Source organism: Caulobacter sp. FV2ye17ST (assembly GCF_058680955.1).
In genome coordinates this window covers 2,080,401-2,101,825 of record NZ_CM178727.1, presented here as the reverse complement: position 1 = coordinate 2,101,825, position 21,425 = coordinate 2,080,401, and the positions used below count along the sequence as shown (strand labels likewise).

18 protein-coding genes and 1 pseudogene are annotated in these 21,425 nt (G+C 64.7%); 9 read left to right on the top strand and 10 right to left on the bottom strand.

Features of this window, described 5'->3' with window-relative positions:
* Window positions 1-189: 189 nt before the first annotated feature.
* A complete protein-coding gene (locus tag ACW17V_RS10160) occupies window positions 190-1,053 on the bottom strand; it encodes a LysR family transcriptional regulator (RefSeq protein ID WP_492108688.1) in 864 nt (287 codons plus the stop codon).
* 104 nt (window positions 1,054-1,157) lie between these two features.
* Here ACW17V_RS10160 and bla point away from each other — a divergent pair, with 104 nt between their 5' ends.
* The 5 genes from bla to ACW17V_RS10135 all read left to right on the top strand — a co-directional run bounded on the left by bla (window position 1,158) and on the right by ACW17V_RS10135 (window position 4,915).
* Window positions 1,158-2,072, top strand: a complete 915-nt coding sequence (bla, locus tag ACW17V_RS10155; RefSeq protein WP_492108687.1) for a subclass B3 metallo-beta-lactamase — start codon at window positions 1,158-1,160, stop codon at window positions 2,070-2,072.
* Window positions 2,073-2,319: 247 nt separating this feature from the next.
* Window positions 2,320-2,979 carry a hydrolase gene (locus tag ACW17V_RS10150; RefSeq protein ID WP_492108686.1) on the top strand — a complete coding sequence of 220 codons (660 nt, stop codon included), beginning with the start codon at window positions 2,320-2,322 and terminating at the stop codon, window positions 2,977-2,979.
* Window positions 2,980-3,045: 66 nt separating this feature from the next.
* The gene (locus ACW17V_RS10145) at window positions 3,046-3,339 is read left to right on the top strand and encodes a DUF1427 family protein (RefSeq protein WP_492108685.1); all 294 of its coding nucleotides are present in this window, start codon (window positions 3,046-3,048) and stop codon (window positions 3,337-3,339) included.
* Window positions 3,340-3,410: 71 nt separating this feature from the next.
* Window positions 3,411-4,043 (top strand): amidohydrolase family protein, encoded by a 633-nt coding sequence (locus ACW17V_RS10140; protein ID WP_492108684.1) that lies wholly within the window; start codon window positions 3,411-3,413, stop codon window positions 4,041-4,043.
* A complete protein-coding gene (locus ACW17V_RS10135) occupies window positions 3,989-4,915 on the top strand; it encodes an amidohydrolase family protein (protein ID WP_492108778.1) in 927 nt (308 codons plus the stop codon). The genes ACW17V_RS10140 and ACW17V_RS10135 overlap by 55 nt, the downstream gene beginning before the upstream one ends.
* Here the strand turns inward: ACW17V_RS10135 and ACW17V_RS10130 are convergent.
* The 8 genes from ACW17V_RS10130 to ACW17V_RS10095 all read right to left on the bottom strand — a co-directional run bounded on the left by ACW17V_RS10130 (window position 4,873) and on the right by ACW17V_RS10095 (window position 12,569).
* Window positions 4,873-6,048 (bottom strand): SDR family oxidoreductase, encoded by a 1,176-nt coding sequence (locus ACW17V_RS10130; RefSeq protein WP_492108683.1) that lies wholly within the window; start codon window positions 6,046-6,048, stop codon window positions 4,873-4,875. The two genes, ACW17V_RS10135 and ACW17V_RS10130, sit on opposite strands and share 43 nt — an antisense overlap.
* A 17-nt stretch (window positions 6,049-6,065) precedes the next feature.
* A complete protein-coding gene (locus tag ACW17V_RS10125; RefSeq protein WP_492108682.1) occupies window positions 6,066-6,938 on the bottom strand; it encodes a lysophospholipid acyltransferase family protein in 873 nt (290 codons plus the stop codon).
* Complete coding sequence (locus ACW17V_RS10120; RefSeq protein WP_492108681.1) at window positions 6,931-8,082, bottom strand: nucleotide disphospho-sugar-binding domain-containing protein; 1,152 nt, start codon at window positions 8,080-8,082, stop codon at window positions 6,931-6,933. The genes ACW17V_RS10125 and ACW17V_RS10120 overlap by 8 nt, the downstream gene beginning before the upstream one ends.
* Window positions 8,083-8,096: 14 nt before the next feature.
* The gene (locus tag ACW17V_RS10115) at window positions 8,097-8,399 is read right to left on the bottom strand and encodes an acyl carrier protein (RefSeq protein ID WP_492108680.1); all 303 of its coding nucleotides are present in this window, start codon (window positions 8,397-8,399) and stop codon (window positions 8,097-8,099) included.
* Window positions 8,396-9,466, bottom strand: a complete 1,071-nt coding sequence (locus ACW17V_RS10110) for a sulfotransferase family protein (RefSeq protein ID WP_492108679.1) — start codon at window positions 9,464-9,466, stop codon at window positions 8,396-8,398. The genes ACW17V_RS10115 and ACW17V_RS10110 overlap by 4 nt, the downstream gene beginning before the upstream one ends.
* A complete protein-coding gene (locus ACW17V_RS10105) occupies window positions 9,463-10,794 on the bottom strand; it encodes a cytochrome P450 (protein WP_492108678.1) in 1,332 nt (443 codons plus the stop codon). Before ACW17V_RS10105 ends, ACW17V_RS10110 begins: the two co-directional genes overlap by 4 nt.
* A 510-nt stretch (window positions 10,795-11,304) precedes the next feature.
* Window positions 11,305-11,766, bottom strand: coding sequence for an EF-hand domain-containing protein (locus ACW17V_RS10100; protein WP_492108677.1), 462 nt, complete (start codon window positions 11,764-11,766; stop codon window positions 11,305-11,307).
* 11 nt (window positions 11,767-11,777) lie between these two features.
* Window positions 11,778-12,569 (bottom strand): DUF4198 domain-containing protein, encoded by a 792-nt coding sequence (locus ACW17V_RS10095; RefSeq protein ID WP_492108676.1) that lies wholly within the window; start codon window positions 12,567-12,569, stop codon window positions 11,778-11,780.
* Between the two features lie 156 nt (window positions 12,570-12,725).
* Between ACW17V_RS10095 and ACW17V_RS10090 the strand changes: the two genes are divergently transcribed.
* Window positions 12,726-14,957, top strand: a complete 2,232-nt coding sequence (locus tag ACW17V_RS10090) for a TonB-dependent hemoglobin/transferrin/lactoferrin family receptor (RefSeq protein ID WP_492108675.1) — start codon at window positions 12,726-12,728, stop codon at window positions 14,955-14,957.
* A 484-nt stretch (window positions 14,958-15,441) separates the two neighbouring features.
* Window positions 15,442-17,037: an amidohydrolase gene (locus ACW17V_RS10085; RefSeq protein WP_492108674.1), complete on the top strand. Its 1,596-nt coding sequence runs from the start codon at window positions 15,442-15,444 to the stop codon at window positions 17,035-17,037.
* 40 nt (window positions 17,038-17,077) lie between these two features.
* Here the strand turns inward: ACW17V_RS10085 and ACW17V_RS10080 are convergent, their stop codons facing one another.
* Window positions 17,078-17,632 carry an Lrp/AsnC family transcriptional regulator gene (locus ACW17V_RS10080; RefSeq protein ID WP_492108673.1) on the bottom strand — a complete coding sequence of 185 codons (555 nt, stop codon included), beginning with the start codon at window positions 17,630-17,632 and terminating at the stop codon, window positions 17,078-17,080.
* A 509-nt stretch (window positions 17,633-18,141) separates the two neighbouring features.
* On the opposite strand from ACW17V_RS10080, the gene ACW17V_RS10075 reads away from it, so the two are divergent.
* Together ACW17V_RS10075 and ACW17V_RS10070 are read left to right on the top strand one after the other, a co-directional pair.
* The gene (locus ACW17V_RS10075) at window positions 18,142-20,925 is read left to right on the top strand and encodes a TonB-dependent receptor plug domain-containing protein (RefSeq protein WP_492108672.1); all 2,784 of its coding nucleotides are present in this window, start codon (window positions 18,142-18,144) and stop codon (window positions 20,923-20,925) included.
* Between the two features lie 198 nt (window positions 20,926-21,123).
* Window positions 21,124-21,305 (top strand): annotated as a pseudogene (locus tag ACW17V_RS10070) (IS3 family transposase); the annotation flags it as partial.
* Window positions 21,306-21,425: the final 120 nt, after the last annotated feature.

The window sequence follows — 21,425 nt, the reverse complement described above, 5'->3', positions numbered from 1 at the left end:
TCGCTCTGCATGGTTTAGAGGCGGGGCTGACCTCAAAGCGGTCCAGGGCGGCGCTAGTCAGCCAGCGTCGAGGACGTCTTGGAGAGCTCAGAGGTCCAGAAGTGATGGCTGGACGGGCTGGGAGGCTGCTGCTGCCAAAGGCGCCGCTTCAGCGTTTTCGAAGTCCTACTGCCCATGGGCGGATCTCGATCAGGCGGCGGCCCGCCGGAGCCAACCCCGAAAACGGGCCATGGCGGGACTGTCTTCGCGCGACTTGAGGCGGGTCAGCCAATACCGTCCGGTCGTAATCTCGATGTCAAACGGCCGCACGAGATGGCCAAGGTTCAGATCGCGGCCGAACATGGCCACGGGAACCAGCGCGACGCCGAGTCCGGCGCTGGCCGTGGCGGCCATCGTGGTGGAGCTGTCAAAAACCGGACCGCGTAGCGGCGGGCAAGTCGCGCCGGCCGCTTGGAACCACGCGGGCCATTCATCGGCGCGAAAAGACCGCAACAGAGTCTCGCCTGTCAAATCGGCGGGGGTGGCGAGGCGGGTTTGCAGGGCCGGCGCACATACCGGTGAAAGCGGGGCGTCCATCACCGCCTCGGCGTCGACCCCGTGCCAGGCGCCGTCGCCATAGCGGATGGCGAAGTCCAGGCCCTCTCCGGCCAGATCGACACGGTTGTTATTGGTCATGAGCCGCAGGTCGATCTGCGGGCAGTCCGCACGGAAGGCGGCCAGGCGTGGCAGCAGCCACCCGGAGGCGAAGGCGCCGACCACGCCGACGGTCAGGACTTCCTGGGCATCGCCCTGGTAGCGCGCCAGCGTCGCGCTCATTCGATCGAACAGCTCCGACAGCACCGGCGCCAGACCCAGACCCTCGTCTGTCAGGGCCAGGCCGCGCGGCAACCGACGAAACAGTTTCACGTCCAGCCGGGCTTCAAGCCGCGCGACCTGATGGCTGACCGCGCCCTGACTGACGCAGAGTTCGGCCGCCGCGCGGGTGAAGTTCAGGTGGCGAGCCGAGGCGTCGAAAGCGCGGAGGGCGTTCAGCGGCAGTTGTGCGCGTTCCATGCCCTGACATGAATTGGATTGGGGTCTCTGTCGAGAGAAGAAGGTTTGTCGGCTGCGGCGCTGATCGGCATTTTCCCAGCCTTGAAATCCAGGGAGACGACGACATGCAGCGGTTGGTGAAGCGAGTTCTAGCGCTGGGCCTGGCTTTCTCGGGATTGCCCGCTTTGGCCCACGAACCGACCGACCCGCTGCGCAGGCCGGTCGCCGCTGACTTTGCCAAGCGTTGGCTAGCGGAACAGCCGCCGGTGCGTGTGTTCGGCAATACCTATCTTGTGGGCTTTTCGGGCATGACCGTGGGCCTCATAGACACCGGCGAAGGGCTGATCGTGATCGACGCGGCGCTGCCGCAAGCGGTGGACAGCATCGAGGCCAACATCCAAAAGCTGGGTTTCAAGCTCAAGGACGTGCGCTGGATTCTCAGCACCGAGCCACATTATGATCATGCCAGCGGGCTGGCCGCCCTGGCGCGAGACACCGGTGCGACCGTGGTGGCCAGTCCCCAGGCCGCAGAGGTGCTGCGTCATGGCGGCGTCGACGCCAACGATCCGCAGTCAGGGTGGCTGCAGACCTTTCCGGCCGTCACCCGGCTCAAGACCCTGACCGACGGTCAGACGGTGAATCTGGGAAGAACCACGATCACCGCGCACGCCACGGCCGGTCATACGGCCGGCAGTATGAGCTGGTCGTGGCGGGCCTGTCAGGGCCGCGACTGTCGCAGCGTGGTGTTCGCTTCAAGCCTCAATCCGGTGAGCACGGACGACTATCGGTTCACCGATCCGAGCCATGCGCCCGTGGTCGCCAGCTACCGAAAGACCTTCGGCAGGCTTCGCCAGCTTCCCTGCGATATCCTGCTAACGCCTCACCCCGACCAAGGGGGGCTCGACCTGCGCATGGCCGCGTACCGCGCCGGCGGCGGCTTCAAAGCCTTCATCGATCCCCACGCTTGCCGCGCCTATGTCGATAGGTTCGAGCAGAAGCTCAATGCGCGCCTAGCCAAGGAAGTCGAGCCTGTGCGCTGATCGTCCCTCGGGCCAATATGCACCCGGCGCTCCACGCTGCTCCGCCGCGAGGGGCCAAGGCGCGCGCGTTGGGTCCTCCGCATCGCTGACGCAAGCGACCAGGGGCAAGACGCTCTTGCTGACCGCTCCTGGATGGGCGTGCTGATTGAAGTCGGCCAGGCCAAAACACCGCTCCCCGAGACAAGACCGGAGCGCGCTTGGGCGACAATGTTCCCCGGCAATCCCACGTCTTGCCAAGGACCCGTCGATGCCGATCAAGGCCACCCCAAAAGCTGGCTCTCAGCTGCTTTCGCCCAAGGATCACACGCTGATCCTCATCGACTTTCAGTCCCAGATGGCTTTCGCAACCAAGTCGATCGATCCGGTCAGCCTTCGCAACAACGCTGCTCTGGTGGCGAGCGCCGCGGCGGGTTTCGGGGTTTCCACCATCCTGACGACCGTCGCCGAGAAGAGCTTTTCCGGTCCGATGTTCTCGGAAGTCACCGCGCCGTTCCCGGGCCAGGCCTTGCTGGACCGCACCTCAATCAACGGCTGGGAAGACGTCGCGGTCATCGAAGCGGTCAACCGTATGGGCCTGGACCGGATCGTACTGGCTGGCCTCTGGACCAGTGTCTGCATTGCCGGGCCGGCGCTGTCGGCTCTGGAGCAAGGCTATGAGGTCTATTTCATCGCTGACGCCTGCGGCGATATCTCGCCGGAAGCCCATGAGAGCGCCGTGCAGCGCATGATTCAGGCGGGCGCGCGACCGATGACGGCCCTCCAGTATCTGCTGGAACTGCAGAGAGACTGGGCGCGTAGCGAAACCTACGACATGACCACCGGGATCGCCCAGAAACTGGGGGGCGGCTATGGCCTGGGCATCACCTATGCCCGCGCGATGTTCAACGCCTCCGAAGGCGGTCACTAGCGGCTCTGGCGCGCGACCTCTTGGTCGCGCGCCGCGTCGGCGCCCAGCCAAACTCGGAGCGGTCGAATGAAGATGTATCTTGTCGCGCTGGCGGTGGGGCTGCTGGTTGGTGCGATCTATGGCCTTTTGCAGGTGCGATCTCCAGCGCCGCCCATCGTCGCGCTGGTCGGTCTGCTGGGCATGCTGATCGGAGAACAGCTGGTGCCCCTGGCGCGGGAGGCGATCGCCGGCCGGTCCATCGCCGCCCATCTGCATCTGGGGGAAGCCCACCCTGTCTTCGGCAAGCTGCCAGAGGGCAGGACCCTGGCCAAGGGTCCTGCGGATGCGCAGGCCCCTGACGAGGCCCCCTCCGAAACATGAGTCCCACCCGCCGCGCCGTGGTTGGGACAGCACTCGCCAGTACGCTCGTTTCCTCAGCCTGGAGCGCCACCATGACCGCCAAGGATCTTCTGCTCGTCAACGGCAGGTTCGCCACCCTGGATCGTGGCAATCCCCGCGCCGACGCCGTGCTGATCCGCAGCGGGCGCTTTGCGGCTGTGGGGTCTGAGAGTGAGGTGCGGGCCCAGGCGGGCTCCGACCCGGCGATGATCGACCTGAAAGGGCGTCGCGTGATCCCCGGGCTCATCGACAGTCACATGCACATCATCCGCGGCGGGCTGAACTACAACATGGAGCTGCGCTGGGACGGCATGCCGACCCTGGCCGACGCCATGGCCATGCTGAAGACGCAGGCCCAGAACACGCCGCCGCCGCAGTGGATGCGGGTCGTGGGAGGCTTCACCGAGCACCAGTTCGTTGAAAAGCGCCTGCCGACCCTGGACGAGATCAACGCCGCCGCGCCGGAAACGCCGGTGTTCATCCTGCACATCTACGACCGCGCCCTGCTCAATCGCGCCGCTCGCCGCGCGGTCGGCTATACCAAGGACACGCCCAACCCGCCGGGCGGGGAAATCCAGCGCGACGCGTCCGGCGAGCCCACGGGCCTGCTGCTGGCCCAGCCGACGCCACGATCCTCTACGCCACTCTGGCCAAGGGCCCCAAGCTGCCGCCCGAATATCAGCTGAACTCGACCCGTCACTTCATGCGCGAGATGAACCGGCTGGGCGTGACCGGGGTGATCGACGCCGGCGGCGGGTTCCAGAACTATCCTGACGACTACGCGATCGTCGAGAAGCTGCACGCCGACGATCAACTGACCCTGCGCATCAGCTACAACCTGTTCACCCAGAAGCCCAAGGCCGAGCTGTCCGACTTCCAGTCGTGGTCCAAACAGGTCAGGCCGGGGCAGGGCGACGACACCTATCGCCACAACGGCGCGGGCGAGATGCTGGTCTACAGCGCCGCCGACTTCGAGGACTTCCGTGTCGAGCGGCCCGAGATGCCGGCCAACATGGAGACCGATCTCGAACCGGTGATCCGGCTGCTGGCCGAGCAGCGCTGGCCCTGGCGGTTGCACGCCACCTACGACCAGACCATCGACCGGGCGCTGGCTGTGTTTGAGAAGGTCAATCGGGATGTGCCGTTCGATGGGCTGCACTGGTTCTTCGACCACGCCGAAACGATCAGTGACCGCAACATCGACCGCATCGCGGCCTTGGGCGGCGGCATCGCCGTGCAGCATCGCATGGCCTTCCAGGGCGAGTACTTCACTGAGCGCTATGGGGCCAAGGCGGCGGAGATGACGCCGCCGGTCGGCAAGATGCTGAAGGCCGGTATTCCGGTCGGGGCCGGCGCCGACGCCACCCGCGTAGCCAGCTACAATCCCTGGGTGTCGCTTGGTTTCAAGGTTCTGACCGTGAAGCGGCGCCAAGGTCGGCTTCTGACGCGCACTGGTCCCAAAAGATCTGTTCGGATTGAACCTTCGCGGGTGTCCAGAACGTGTTTGCGTTGGCGTCAGGGCCTGGGCGCATTTTGCCGGACCATCGCGTCGACATAGATGCCTATCAGTCGCTGATCGAGCGGGGGGCAGGTCAGCCCCACCTCCGCAAGGACGCTGCGCAGATGCGACGCGTCGAACTGCATGGCCTGGATGTTTGGCTTCTCGCTCCGGTCCGGGTCGAGGGCAGAGGCCAGCACGAGCGGCAAGAACTCCCGATGGGCCGCCAGCACGCCGCGAAGCGCTCCATGCCAGGCCGCGAATGGCATGAACTCCATCGCGTGGCCGTTCCCCTGGATGCCTTGGACGAGCTCTCGCCAGGTGATCGGGGCTTCGGTGATGATATGGTAGTGGCGGTTCGCATTGGCCGACGCCAGGGCGACCTGCGCCATCGCCGCTGCGGCGAAGTCGATGGGCGTGATGTGCATCAGGAAGTCGACGTCCTGCGCCTTGCCCATCGCCAGGCAGGCTCGCACGTTCAACGTCACCACGTCGTCGGGTTTGCTTTGCCCTGACCGGGTGTCACCCCACAAATATCCAAGCCGATGGATGGTGACGTTCCATCCTCGGGCGCGGGCGGCGTCGCCGATGCGCTCTGCGATCCACTTCGACGCTGGATAGCCGCCATTGAAGCCTTGCCCCTCACCGATGAGGGCGTCTTCGGCGACGTGAGTAACGCCCTTGTAAGATGCCTCGTTGAAGACCGAGTACGAGGATGAGAGGTGCACCGGTTTCGGACGGGTCGCGGCCGCAAGGCGCAACAGGTTCAGTGGCCCCCCAACATTAATGGGTAGGAGCCGATCCAGCGGCGCGATGAAGTTCACGTTGGCGGCCGCGTCGACAATGGCGTCGATGTCAGCGGCCAGCTTTGTCCACACGGCCTCCTCCACGCCAAGACGGGGCTGGTCGAGCGCGCCCGCCACCACTTCCACCCGGCTGAGGTCTGCTTGCAGTTCATAGCGGGCCAGGTTGGCCTTTATGCGTGCGAGACCCGCCGCCGCATCGGTCGCGCGCACCAGGCACACCAAGGTGGCGTCCGAGCGCTCCAGCAGGGCCGCCAACAGGTATGCGCCCAGATAGCCGGTCGCGCCCGTCAGCAGGATGCGCGCTGGGCGGTCGGCGATCACGCCGGCCGCCGGGTCCTTCAGATCATCAGGCAGTTGCGCATGGCTGAGGAGACAGGTCTTCGACATCGGGGCCTCGCTATCCTTCAAGTGCGCAGCCTCGCGGCATTCCAGTTCAACCACTGCTCCGGCCGACGTCGCAGAAGGTCTTCGATGTGACCGGCCATGATCCCCATGACCTGGGCTTCGTCATGGGTCGTGCGATCCAGGACGGGGCGCGGCGTCACCCGAAGGGCGCCGTCTTCCCATTCATGGATGAAAGGCGCGATCGGGATCCCCATGCCGTGGATCCTCGACATCAGGGTCGTCTTGACGCCGAGACCCGCGCTCACGCCGTCGAGCGCGCGGACCCCGGGGGTTCCGGGTCGGTGGGGGCCGTCGGGCAGGATCAGCAACCGCCTGATCGAGCCGTCCTTCAACCCCCTCGCGAGCTGGCGCAGGCCGGCGGGATCGGTGCTGATCACCTCCACGGAGTCCAGGACCCAGCGGTTGCCGCCCAGACGCAGCCAACCCATGTTTCGCGCCGCCATCAGGGCGTGCAGCGGGCCATCGTGAATGTCGCGCCAGGCCGCGCCGATCAACGAGCAGACGAGGGGAAAAGCGGCCATGTGGAAGACCGTGCTCACTAGTTGCGGGCGCGATTCCAAGGGTTCGAGCGCCGCGCGCACTTGGGCGTAGGCGTGCGGCAGACGTTCACGAACGGCGGCGAAATCCCATGTGCTGGCCCCGATCGTCGCCGGCATATGCAGTTGCCAGAAGGCCAAGGGGGCGAGGCTCGCCTGCAAGTCCTCCTCGGACAGAGCTAGGTGCGAGGCCATCGACTGGGCGCCTTCAAGGATGAAGCGTGGGGTTGCCGCGCTCGTGGCGCCACGCTGCCGTAACCGCGCGGCGTCGATCAGGTCGCTGAACGTTCCCGCCTCGCGGACTTGCGTGGGAGAGGGGACGGACTGCTCAACCACGGCGCTGGCCTGCCAGAGCGAGCATCCTGTCGACGACGTTGGCGACAGTCGTGCTCTCGGTGAAGCTGCGCTGGAGACGGCTCGCGGCGGCCGCGAAGGTTGTGCGGTTGGATTCGATTGTCGCCAGCGCCGCCGACAGGCTCTCGGTCGACACCGCGCTTGGCTCGATGACCACGGCCGCGCCCAGGTTGGCGGCCTGCCTGGCGACGAGATGCTGGTCCACCGCCTGTGGCACGACGATCATCGGGACCGCGTGGGAAAGAGCTTCCGACACGCTGTTCATGCCCCCATGGGTCACGAAGAGCTGAGCTTGCGCCAGCACGCCGATCTGGTCGACGAACGGATAGGCCTGGACGTGCTCGGGCCAGGAGGAAGGCGCGGCGGCGGCGTCGCCCAGCGAGACGATCACCTGCCAGCCCGTTTCAGCCAGCACCTGGCTGATCCGCAACAGCAGGGCGTGGTCTTGATTGAAAAGCGTGCCCAGCGACACATAGGCCAGAGGTCGCTGTCCGATCGGCTGGGCGCGGGTTCCGTCGCGAGGACGACCATCTACCAGCGGGCCAACGAACAGGTGGCTTTCGTCAAGGAACCGGCCGGCAGGCTGGAAGGCCTGGCTGGTGTAGACGACCTTGAGGTCAGCTTCGGGCGCCATCACATCGAAATGATCTTGCATGTTGGCCCCATAAGCGAGGTTCAAGCGCTCGAAGGCCGGTTGCGACCAGGCGGCTGGCGGCGGCGCGCCGAGCATTCTGAGCATCTGGCGGTTGAAGGCGAACGTCGTGATGGAGCAGACGCACGGAAGCCCAAGCCGGCGGGCGATAATGCCGCCCCAAAAGGCCGAAGCGTCGAACAGCACCAGATCGGGCGGCGGCTCCATTTCGGCGAGGAGCAGCGGTATCAGCATGTCGGCGGCGGTCAGGTTGCGCGCCAGGTGCTCGCTTGAGTCAACCGGGGTGGTCAGAAGGGCTTCGCACCCGCCGGAATAGGCGACGAACCGCGCGCCCGCGCTCTCCACCAGGGGCCTGAACGCCGGCAGCGAGTAGTAGTCGACCCGCGCGCCGCGGCGTGTGAGCTCCGCGACAATAGGCAGGCTCGGCGCGGTGTGGCCGCGCACGGGAAAGCCGAAGAAGGCGAGGTTCGGCACGAGCGAGCTACCGGTCAGAGACCGACGCTGCGGACGCTATTGGCGGCCAGCTCGCGGACTGTAGGGTTGTCGATGATCAGTTCGATGTCGGCCTCCACACCCAGGACCTGATCGAGCTCAAACTTCAGTTCAACGATCTGGAGGGAGTCGATCGCAAGATCGCCGAGACGAACCGAGGCGTCGATGGATTTCACGGGATCGGCCTGTAGCGACCCGATGGTCGCCAGCAGGAATTCCTCCACCAGACGGGCGCGTTGCTCCGGCGGGGCGGCCACCAGCCGCGTATGGGTCAACGGCTCGATAACTTGGTCGCTCATGCTAATGCGTCGCCTTGAGGTTGAAGGTTTGATGCTTCGGGCGGGGCTGGCTCATGCCGCGAAGGCGCGTCGGCTCCCGTGAGGCCCACGCCATATCCGAACCGCTTGAGAAAGGGGGAGAAGGCTTCGCGACGCGCCTCGTAAGCCTCCAGGACTTCCGGTGTCAGCCTAGTTTCGCGCGGAGTCGGAGCGGCGGTCGGGGGCGTCAGCTCCATATCGAGGAAGCGCCCCATGCGTTCAAAGGCGGCGACTTGGTCAGCGCACATGTCCTCGTAGCGCAGCGTCAGAATGTTCGCGCCTGGATGGGTCTCGAGCCATGCGACGAAGCCGAGATGCGCGCGCAGAATGCTGTCCGCCAGCCACGCCACACCTGCCGCCGAGTGCAGGAAAAGTCCCTGGCCCATCCGCCGTTTCGGATCATCGAAAAGGTCACGATAGCCGCGTTCGAGAAGAAGCAGGTAGGGGTTTGGTCGCAGCACCAGATGCCGCCAGGCATTGACCTGTGACTGCAGGGTCGCCAGCGGATGTCGCTGGATTGCAATGAAGCGCGCCTGCGGCCAGGTGGAGGCGAGAAGCGGAAGGGCCCCAGGATAGTCGGGCGGTGATTTCAGCAGGAGCGGCCGATCGCGACCGTCGATGAGCGCCTTTTTCGCACAGATCTCGCGAAGGCGATGCAGGCTGTCGGGCGTGGTGTCAGGCTGGTCGTAGCGAAGCTGGCCGTCGCCGATCACCAGGCCGTATTCCTCCGGCGTGTCGGCCTGCGCGGGAATGGCGTCAATTCCGCGATCGCCGGCGGCGCCCGCCAGCATGGCCTCGAAGGCCGCCTTCGCTGCGGTCTTGCGATCCATCAGATGATCTTGGACGAGCGTCTCCCGTGCGTCCGCGAAGACATCATAGGCGCTCAGGTAACGAAAGGCGCCGCTGCGCGCCAATTGCAGATGCAGCCATGTCGTGCCGGACCGCTGGCAGCCGAGCAGAAAGACCAGCGGACCAGGATCCTCAGCGTAGGCGGTCCACTGTGTCTGGCAGGCGGGCTCCAGGTCGGTGGCCGACAGTTGCGATCTCATGCTTGAGCCCGCGGGTTGAGGCGGAAGAGGACCCTGTCGCGCGGCTGCATGGTGTAGGCGGCGGACATCGCTATCGGCGCATCGGACACCAGCTCGAGTTCAAATCGCGCCAGGGTCATGCAGGTGATGGCGCTCATCTCCATCAGGGCCAATCCGCGTCCCAGGCAGGTTCGCATGCCGGTGCCGAAAGCTATCAGCGAGCGCGGGACGATGGGTCGCTCGGCGCCCGGCAGGAAGCGCTCCGGCCGGTACTGGTCGCTTTCAGGCCAAAGCGTCGGCATGCGGTGCAAGACGTAGGGACTGCAGATGACGCGCGTACCGGCGGCGATCTCTGTTTCGCCGACAACGACATCCCGGCGGGCCACCCGACCCATGAACCAGACCGGCGGATAGAGGCGCTGGCTCTCGTTCAAGGCTGCGGCGACAAAGGGAGGGGCGTCCATCGGTGGGGTCCCGCCTGCGGCGTTGGTCTCGGCGAGGACCTCCGCGCGGGCGCGCGCCTGGGCCTGGGGGTGCTTCGCCAGCAGATAGAGGCCCCAGAATATGCTTTCGCCGGTCGTGACGAAGCCGGCGGCCAGCAGGGTGACGACCTGATCGGCCAGGAAGGCGCGCTTGCGCTCAGCGCTATAGGCTTGAAAGGTTTGCGTCTCCATCAGGCCCCCGAGGAGGTCATCCGAGGTGGAGGTGCGAGCCAGCCGCTCGTCGGCGACCGCGGCCGCCAGGCGATCCATATGCTCGAGGAGCTCCGTGTGGGCGCTGCGCTGGAAGCCGCTGGCGGGTATGCTCGCGCGCATCCGCTTCACCAGATAGGTGATCCGGACGGTCTCTACGCGCTCGAGATCACCCAGGGTGCGGAAAAGGTCATCGGCCAAGGCGGTGTCAGTGATGCCGAGCAGGCCGATGGCGACGATGTCGAAGGCGAGGCGGCTGGCCGCCGCGAGCAGGTCAACGGGCTCGCCCGGCTGCAGGGCGGACCAGGTTTCCATGAGGCGACTCACACGGTCGCAGATCAGCGGCTCCAGCTGGCGGACGCGACGACGCGTGAACAAGGGGGCGAACATGGCGTGTTGCTCGACCCATCCTTCGCCTTCGACCGTGATGATGCCGTCACGCCAGGAAGCGCGCGGTATCTCAACCGTCGCCCCCTTTTCGAAATCATCCAGCTTGCCGTTCATGACCGCGTGGATCGATGCGGGGTCGGACAGCACGAGGAATGTCTCGTCGTTCATCCGAAACCACGGCGTCGAACCAGAGAGCGCCAGATCCAGCAGGAAGCGTTGCGGGGACTGGGCGAACGCCATCAAGCTGTCGGGCAGGTCACGGTCCATGGCCTAGCCTCGGCCCATCGACGGGCCGCTAACACTCCGGAAGCATAGGCTCTGGCCCAGCCCGGTTCTGGCGCGGCTAGACGCGCGCGGACGATAGCGGGTCACGCGGAAGAGAGTCCCATCATTGCTGAGGCGACTGACCGCGCGAACGCTGTCGGAGCCCAGCCGCCTGCGCCCCACGCGCGACTGATGCGGCACTGCTTAGCGGCTAAACTGCCATTGTCGACTCCGATAACGCCGAAATGCGAGGCGGCGTGGCGGAATTCCTCCGCTGAAGCTCAGGGAACGTTGGGCGCCGCCTCGAAGGTTCAATGTAGAGCGGCCGAAATGGCGTCGGTTCGATCTCCGAGCCACTCGTTCGACCCCACAGGCCGCCCAACGCAGTTGTTCGGCACGATATAGCCGGCTTAGGTCGAGTTTTTGGGGTTTGCCACTGTCGGCGTTCCACCGCGCAAATCTGCGCGATTGTCTCGCCTTGGACGGCCCGCATTGGATGGGGTGAGCTTGAAGTCAGACTTGGTCTTCGGTCACCGGGTCGGCGGCCGAGACCGCACCGTCCTTGTTGGTGTCGTGGGTCACGAACATCCGCCAGCCGGAATATTCGAACTCGGCCAGCGTGATGCCGCCACTCTTGTCAGTGTCGAGCACGCCAAAGCGCACGTCGGCCTGACGCAGCTGGCGCACGCGCTCCTCTTCCTTCTTCTCGGCCGTCTCGGTCGAGCCGGCCATGCGCTTGGTCAGGCGGGCGGTGAACTCGCCAACATATTCGCCATGCGACACGGCGCCGGACCTGTCGGCGTCGATGCCGGCGAACTGCTTTTCGCGGCCGGCCTTGAACTCTTCCTTGCTGACCGCGCCGTCGCCATTCAGGTCCTGCTCCTTGATGAAGGTGTCGCGGGCATGAGAGGCGGCGAAGGCGGGCGTGGCGACGCAGAGGGCGGCGGCGGCGAGGAGGGCGATCTTGGTCTTCATCAGACAGGTCCTTAGTGTAGGGATTCGAAGGTGAGGGCGTAGGTGTAGGAGCGCCCGACCGGGTCGGCGGCGGTGGGGGCGACGCGGTAGCGAGCCTGAATCTGGTAGACGCCCGAGCGCTCGACCTTGACCGAGAAGCGGCCCTGGTCATCGCTGACCACATCGACCGGCGGGGTCTTGGTTTCAGCGTAGCGGTCGTCGCCGGCATGCAGGGTGACGGTCTGGCCCTTCACGGGCTTGCCATCGAACAGGACCTCGAACTGGGCGTCCTGGCCGGTGAACACGCTGCTGGGATGGGTCACGGCCACGAACTCCAGGCCCTTGCCGACCGGGGTTAAGGCGGCTGCGCTGGGCGCCCCGCGCGTCACATAGACATCGGCCAGGGTCAGGCTCTGCATGTCGACCGGCGTCGTTCCAGCCGGGGCCTTGGTGGGGTCCTCGATGAATTCCCACTCGCCTTTGACCAGCACGGCCTTGGCGGTGCGACCCGTGCGCTGGCCGCTGGTGATGCGATAGGTGCCGGGCTGCTCGGTCGAAACCTCGACCAGCGCCAGTTCGCGCAGATTGGTCGCGGTCAGCGACCTGCGGACGCCGTCGGGGCCGATGACGGCCCAGGCGTCGGACTTCATCACCACCTCGGGGCTGAAGAAGTTCTCGGTGAATGCGCCCTGCACCGTCACCAGCTTGCGGTCGGTAACGTCGAAGGCGCTGGGGAGCAGGTAGGGCGAATGGGCGTGGGCGGCGCCGGTCAGGGCCAGGGTGAGAGCGGCTGAAAGGGCGGTGGAGAGGAGGGGGCGGCGCATGGCGGTCTCCGGATCGGTGCAGAAGCGTCGCCGCGCTCTCTATTGCGAACGATTATGAGAATCAATCTCAATCTACTTGACCCACATCGAGGATGTCCGTAGCTCAGCCGCCAAAGATGCGAACGGTTCGCATTTTGATTGCCTGTAGGGGGACCGATGTCTCGATCCAAACTCGCCTTTTTCGCCGTCGCCTCGGCCGCCGCTCTGTTCCAGGCCGGCGCCGGATTTGCGGACGAGCTGCCCACGAGCGGAGCGACGGAGGTCGACAAGGTCACCGTCACCGCGACCCGGTCAGAGAAAAGGCTGGACGATGTCCCGGCCACGGCCAGCGTGATCTCCAGCCAGGACATCGAGGACGGCCTAGTCAAGGACATCAAGGACCTCGTGCGCTTCGAGCCTGGCGTCTCGGTGCGCCGCGCGCCGGCCCGGTTCACCGCCGCCAGCTCCTCGACCGGGCGCGACGGCAATGCCGGCTTCAACATCCGTGGCCTGGAAGGCAACAGGGTGCTAATCTTGGTCGACGGCGTGCGCGTGCCCGACGGCTACGCCTTCGGAGCCCAGAACATGGGGCGCGGTGACTATGTCGACCTGGACCTGCTGAAGTCAGTTGAGATCGTGCGTGGTCCGGCTTCGGCCCTCTATGGCAGCGATGGCCTGGCCGGTTCGGTCAGCTTCTTCACCAAGGATCCGTCCGACCTGCTGAAGGACGGCCAGGCCTTCAGCCTGCGGGCCCGCGCCGGCTACGCCTCGGCTGACGAAAGCACGACCGGCAGCCTGCTGGCCGCCGGTCGGCAAGGTCGCTGGGAAGGCCTGCTGGCCTATACCCGCCGAGACGGGGAGGGGCAGGATACTGCGGGAACCAACAACGCGGCCAACACTGACCGCACGACCGCCAACCCCGAGGACAACCATTCCAACGCTGTGCTCGGGCGAGCGGTGTTTCACTGGAATGACCAGAACCGCATCCGCCTGACCTACGATCACCTCGACAGCGGGACAGAGTGGATTGTCCTCAGCGCCATCGCCAAGCCGCCCCTGGCCTCGACCAGCGTTCTGGGTCTGACCGCCTTCGACAAGATGCGCCGCGATCGCCTCACCCTTGATCACCGCTTCAGCGGTGGCGGCGGCCTGATCCGCTCGGCGACAACCACCGTTTACTACCAGGATAGCGAGACACGGCAGTTCTCGGCCGAGGACCGCAACACCGCCGTCGACCGCACCCGCGACGCGACGTTCGACAATCGGGTGTTCGGCGCTGCCCTCGAGTTGAACAGCCAGGCCACGCTGGGCGGCCTCGTCCACAGGCTGGTCTGGGGCGGGGACGCCTCGATCACCCGTCAGGAGGGCGTACGTGACGGCACGGTCCCGCCAGCCGGTGAAGTCTTCCCCAACCGCGCCTTTCCAACCACCGACTATACCCTTGCCGGCGCCTATCTGCAGGACGAGATCGCTGTCGGTCAGGTGACCTTCTATCCGGCCGTCCGCCTCGACTATTTCAAGCTGGAACCCAAGCGCGACGCCCTGTTCACCGCCAACGTCCCGGCAAGCCAGAGTGATTCCCACCTGACGCCCAAGCTGGGCGTGGTGTGGAAAGCGACCGACCTGGTCACCCTGTTCGCCAACGCCGCCTCAGGCTTCAAGGCCCCGGCGCCCTCGCAGGTCAATAACGGCTTCGCCAACCTGGTTTCGAACTACATGTCGATCTCCAACCCCGACCTGAAACCCGAGACCAGCCAGACCTTCGAGGCCGGTATCCGGGTGCACGGCCCGACCTGGCGGATCAGCGCCACCGGCTTCACCGGCGAGTACGACGACTTCATCGAGCAGGTTCAGGTGCGCGGCGCCTTCACCCCGACCAACCCGGCCGTCTACCAGTATGTGAACCTGGCGCACGCCGAGATCGCCGGCGCCGAAGCCACCCTCGACGTCACCCTCGGCGGGGGCTTCACCGCGCGGGGCGCGGCCTCGTACGCCCGGGGCCATTCGGAAAGCGCCGGGGTCAAGACGCCTCTGGCCTCGATCGATCCGGTCAAGCTGACGGCGGGCCTGGCCTATCGCGATCCCAATGGCCGGTTTGGCGGTCAGCTCAGCGCCGTCCATTCGGAGCGCCAGTCCGCCGGGCGCGCGGGTGTCAAATGCTCGACGACGGGCACGACCGTCACCGCGTCGGACTATTGCTGGATGCCGGCGGCGTTCACCGTCTACGACGTCACCGCTTATTGGAACCTCACCGAGGCGGTCACCGTACGAGGTGGGGTCTTCAACCTGACCGACGAGACTTATGCCTGGTGGAGCGATGCGCGGGGGCTGGCCGACAACTCAACGGTCAAGGACGCCTATACCCAACCGGGCCGTAACTATGGCGTCTCGCTGGCCGTGAAGTTCTAGCCGGCAATTACCCTCAACGGGCTCAAGGTGCGGGCCGTGACTGTTGTCCGGGCTACGGTCCGCACCCCTTGTGTTCCAGCGGCGTCCTTGACGCATGCGCGGAAGGATCGCGCCAAGCGCCGATCAGATCATCAAAGCAGCAGTCAGACGCCGCGATTTTAAGAAATCGCTTCGAGATCGCTCACTTGGCGCGACATGACGGTTTCGCGCGCAATATCAATTCCAGCCAATGAATATCACGATCAACATGATCATCATGCGCAGACTTTCATCAACATACACCGCTTTTGCGCCGGAAATCGACGGTAAAATCCTTCGCTTCACGGCTCGGCGCGGTTCATGGTGGGGTTTGCGGAGACAGGGACCGGCCGAGATCGGCCCCGGGGGTTGGCATTGGCTCCAGGTGTGGAGTCGGGGAGACGCACGGGCGCTTCCGCTTCAGAGGAGCGGGAGGTCATCGAGTGTCACAATAGTGGGGACTGGAATGAAGAAGATCACGAAGGCCAAGACACTGACCGCCGTGCTGCTGGCGGGCGCCATGGCGGCGCCGGCGACTCTGGCGCACGCCGAGACCACGCCGGCCATGAAGGCCGCTGCGACCGCGGGCGTCGATGCGCGGGCCAAGCTGAACCAGCAGATGATCGACCAGGTGTTCAGCTATGCCGAGCCAGGCTTCCAGGAGTTCCGCACTTCTGAATACCTGACGGGCATCCTTGAGAAAAACGGCTTCAAGATCACGCGTGGTGTCGCGGGTATCCCCACGGCCTGGACGGCCACCTGGGGGACGGGCGGGCCGCTGGTGGCGCTGGGCAGCGACATCGACAATCTTCTGGGCCTGTCCCAATACCCCGGCGTCGCCGAGATCAAGCCCATGGTCGAAGGCGCTCCGGGCCACGGCGAGGGCCACAATTCGGGCATGCCCATGATGATCGTCGCGGCGCTGGCGGCCAAGGACGTCATGGAGAAGAACAATATTCCGGGCCGGCTGATGCTGTGGCCCGGCGTTGCCGAGGAACTCCTGGCCGCCAAGGCCTACTATGTGCGCGCAGGCGTGTTCGACGGCGTCGACGCCTCGATCTTCGCCCACGTCAGCAAGGACTTTTCCACCGGCTGGGGGCCGGGCGGCAACAACGGCATGGTCTCGGTGGAATACACCTTCCACGGAAAGACGGCTCATGCGGCTGGCCAGCCCTGGGATGGCCTCTCGGCCCTCGACGGCGTCGAGGTGATGGGCATGGCCTGGAACATGCGCCGTGAGCACCTGCCGCTAACCCAGCGTTCGCACTACGTGATCACCAATGGCGGCGGCCAGCCCAACATCGTCCCCGGGGTCGCCTCGGTCTGGTACTACTTCCGGGAGAACACATTCGACTCGATCCGCAAGCTCTACGAGTTGGGCAATACCATCTCGCAGGCGGCGGCCACCGCCACGGGCACCACGGTCGAGCATCGCGTGCTGGGCTACGCCGCGCCCAACTACAGCAACAAGCCGCTGGCCGAGGCCGCCTACGCCAACATCAAGGCCGTCGGCATGCCGAAGTGGACTGCCGACGATCAGGCGTTCGTCAAGTCGGTGCAGGTCGCGCAGAAGTTCAAGTTGCAGCCGCTGGCTTCCGAGGTCGCGCCGCTGTCGACGCCGGACAGCCGCGGCGTCTCGATGGGCGGCGGCTCGGACGACATCGGCGACGTGATGTGGACGGTGCCGACGATCACCATCCGCTACCCTTCGAACATCCCCGGCGCGATCGGCCACAATGTGACCTCGGCCATGGCGATGGCGACGCCGATCGCCCACAAGGGCGCCGAGGTGGGCGCCAAGGCCGTGGCCCTGACCGTGCTGGATCTGATGACGACGCCGAAGCTGGTCGCTGACGCCAAGGCCTACTTCCAGAACGTCCAGCTGAAGGACACCAAGTACGATCCGGTTCTCACCAAGGACGACAAGCCGGCGATCTGGCTGAACGAAGACATCATGTTCAAGATGCGCCCCAAGATGGAGCCGTTCTACTACGACTCCAGCAAGTACGGCACCTATCTGGAGCAACTGGGCGTCAACTATCCTAATGGACTTGCGAAATAGGTATTGGACGGATGGCCGCTGGAGGCGTTCGGTGGAGGGCTTAGCGCCTCCCCGAACTGCCTCCAGGGGGAAGGGCAGGGGACGGCTCGTTCGGTCGCGCCATGGCCTTTTCCTGGAAGACGATCGGTGGCGTGCCGCGTCGCGCGACTTCGCGCATCACGAAGCTGCTGCGGATTTTCGCCACATGCGGCAAGGTCGATAGCTCCCGACGATAAACACGATCGTAGTCTTCGAAAGACTCGACGTTGAGCATGATCAGGAAGTCGGTGTCTCCGGAAACGAATCCGCAATAGGAAACCGACGGGCATTTGACGACTTCACGCTCGAACTCATTGAGCGCTCGTTCGGCCTGGGAGCTCAATTCAATCGCGACGAAAACCACCACGCTATAGCCAAGCATCGGCAGGTTGAGATTGGCGGAGTAGCTCAACACCGCCTGACGTTCTTCCAGGCTTTTGCGGCGCCGCGCCACGGCTGTGCTGGAAAGGTTGATTTGTTCGCCTAGCCAGACGTCCGACGCCCGGCCGTCGTCGGAAAGCTCCTTCAAGATCTGATAATCGACGCTATCGAGGTCCAGGTGATCGGATTTCGACATTGAATTCCCAACTCCGTGCATAAATCAGTAGCAGAAATACACTTCTGACGCTGAAAGCCTACTTTAGGAAAGTAATATACTCGAGTTTTGATAATTTGATGATGGTCGCGACTTGCATCGCGATTGGTCTATCAAGTTCGGCGCCTCCCATCGTCGTATAAGTTGGGTGTGAAATTGTATTACGCCGCTCTCAATGGGCGGTTCACGGGGTGGAGACAAGCAGAAAACTGCCACGGCGGCTAAACGTCGTGGCGTGTGGGGTGTGTGGCCGCGTCTGCGGGTTCAATTGATATGGTCTGAAGCGGACCCGTCGAGCTGATTTCAAATTCAAAGAAAGCTTTCGCGCGCCCGTAACTCGGCGCGCATCGCACAGTCATGTCTTGTTTGCCTCTGATCTCATCATTTTTGCTCTGATGGTGATCGCGCTTATTGCCTATCAAACTTTCAAGGGGGACATAATGAAGCTCTGTAACAGTAAATCGCCAATGTTCAGCGCTCGGCGCTATGCGTTGGCGACCACTAGCGCCGCTGCGCTGCTGGCGTCGGGACACGCGGCTTTCGCGCAACTGGCCGCTACGGAAACGGCCGCTCCTGCCGCCGAGGTCGTTGAGGCCGTCATCGTCACCGGGTCGCGCGTGGCGCGCGACGGGTTCGACGCGCCGACGCCCGTCAACGTCCTGGGACTGGAAGAAATCAAGGCGTCCGCGCCGGCCAATATCGCCGACTTCGTCAATACCATGCCGTCCGTCGCCGGCAGCTCGACGGCCGCCAACTCCTCCGGCGCGCTCAGCAACGGCGCTGCGGGCATCAGCGCTCTGAACCTGCGCTCGCTCGGTACGGGGCGGACCCTGGTGCTGTTTGACGGCCAGCGCTCGGTGGTCTCGGCGTCCACGGGGCAGGTCGACACCAACACCTTTCCGCAGTCGCTGATCTCGCGTGTTGAAGTGGTGACGGGCGGCGCCTCTTCGGCCTACGGCTCGGACGCTATCGGCGGCGTGGTCAACTTCATCCTCGACAAGGATTACACCGGCATCAAGTCGTCTGCGGAATACGGCGAGACCACCTACGGCGACGGAGAGAACTGGAAGTACAACCTCACGGGCGGCGGCGGTTTCGCCGGCGGCAAGGGCCATGTGCTGGCCAGCGCCGAGTGGTTCCACCAGGAAGGCGTCCACACAATCGACCGCGACTGGAACCGGACCGGTTATTTCGCGATCCGCAATCCTAACACGTCGGCGACTGCGCCCTACTACATCACCACCAACCACGTGGGCATCTCGACCTACACGCCCGGCGGCCTGATCACGTCAGGCCCCTTGAAAGGCGCCTATTTCGGGGTCAACAGCTCGGTCAATCAACTGGCCTATGGCGCCGTGTCGGGCCAATGGATGGTCGGCGGCGACTGGGACTATTCGTCCTCAGGCATTGAGGGCACCAACACCCTGATCCCGGACGAGGATCGCAGCAGCTATTTCGGTCGCGTCAGCTACGAGCTGACGCCCAATATCGAGGTCTATGGCCAGGCGTCCTACGCGAAGTACGAGGGGCTGAGCTACTATATCTCGCCCACCCAGACCGGCATCGTCATCCGGGCCGACAACGCCTTCCTGCCGACCGCGGTGAAGAGCCAGATGACGGCCCTGGGCCTGACCTCGTTCACCATGGGCACCGGCAATATCGACATGCCGGCCTCGGGCAGCGCCATGACGCGCGAGACCGAGCGCTATGTCGTGGGCGGCAAGGGCGACTTCGAGGCCTTCGGCCTGGGCGTCGACTGGGACACCTACTACCAGCACGGCAAGACCACGACCCACGAGCAGCTGACTCCGACCTGGAACAATGCGCGCCTGGCCCTGGCCACCGACGCCGTGCTCAGCAACGGCAAGATCGTCTGCCGCTCAACGATCACGGATCCGACCAATGGCTGCGTGCCGCTGAACCGCTTTGGTCAAGGCGTGGCTAGCAAGGAGGCCCTGGCCTATGTGCTGGGGACGCCCTACCGAGACCAGGAATTCACCCAGGACGTCGCGGCCTTCAACTTCCGCACCAACGACATCCAGGGTTGGGCTGGCCCCATCTCGCTGGCGACCGGCGCGGAATACCGCAAGGAGAAGATGAGCGGCTTCGTCGAGGCCCAGTATCAGAGCAGCGGTTGGAAATACGGCAACTTCCGCGCCACCAGCGGCAAGTACAACGTGGCCGAGGCCTATGCCGAAGCCGTGGTGCCGCTGTTCAAGGGAGCGGACTTCAACGGCGCCTTCCGTATCACCGACTACAGCACCTCGGGCACGGTGAAGACCTGGAAGGCCGGCGTGACCTATTCGCCGATCGCCGACATAAAGCTTCGGGGCTCGGCCTCGCGCGACATTCGAGCTGCCAATATGAGCGAGCTCTATGACGCCGGCACGGCGCGCAGCAACTCGGTCAATATCAACGGCGTCTCGACCGCCTTCGTCCAGAACCTGCAGGGTAATCCTGACGCCAAGCCGGAAGTCGCCGACGGCTTTGGTGTCGGCTTGGTCGTGTCGCCGCGCTTCCTGCCGGGTGTCCAGGCCTCGATCGACTACTACGACATCTCTGTAAAAGGGGTCATCAGCTTCGTCACTGCTCAGCAGGTAACGGACTACTGCTACATCCAGAAAGTCACGTCCTACTGCAGCAACTTGAAGTTTGTTGGCGGCGTGCTCAACACGATCGATCTCTACTACGCCAACCTCAACAAGATGACCGCCAAGGGCCTGGACGTCGAAGTTTCGTACCGCACCAGCATGAGCGACCTGGTGTCCTGGGGCGCGGGCGAGCTGGCCCTGCGCGGCATGTTCACCCACTATATCGAGAACGTCACCGATGACGGCGTCACCCACATCGATCTGGCCGGCGCCAACACAGGCAGCACCCCCGACTGGGTCTATCGTCTGACGGCCAACTACAATCTGGATGATTGGGCGTTCAATCTGACGGCCCGCGGCGTCAGCGACGGTGTGGTCAGCAACGCCTACACCGAATGCCAGACCGCTTGCCCGGCCAGCGTCGCGCCGTACTACACGATCAACGACAACAGCATTGACGGCGCGATCTACTTCGACCTCTCCACGACCTACAAGTTCAAGGTGGCCGAGGTGGCGGGCGAAGGCTTCCTGTCGATCAAAAACCTGCTCAACGACGACCCCGTCCTCGTCGCCAACCCGAACAACCTCGGCGCAGAGAACACCGTGGGCTACCCGCAGACCAACCGGAACCTCTACGACACCATGGGTCGCACCTTCCGCGTCGGCCTGCGGTTCGACTTCTAGGACACGTCCAGCTCCAGGCCGTCCCTTGCTTCGGCGCGGGGCGGCCTGATGGGCGGTGAGCCCGTGCTCCTGCGCGAAGGCTTCGATGCGGGGAGGGGGCTGTCGCAAACCTGGGTCTCGCAGGAGCCCCTCGGCTTTCGGCCGCAGGCGATCTGTCGTCCAGCGCGGAACTGGGGTCTGACACTTGAGAGGACGGGCCTGAAGCGATCAAGATCTGCGGGTGAGCAGATCATCGAGTCCTGCGGGAGAACGAGGCTTGGGCGAATGCCGATGAGCTAGGTGTTTCTGATGGCGCGATCTATGGTTGCGGGGTCAAGCTCTGCGACATGAGCGTGTCTGAGGCCCAGAAGCTGAAGGTGCTGGAGGACGAGAACCGGCGGCCGAGCTTGGATTCGACAGCACGGGAAGCCTGGACCGTTGCCGACAGTTCGGCACGGGCGTTCAGCGTAGAAGGTACATTTTGCTGATAATATATCTTAGACGATAAAGATTGATCGGTG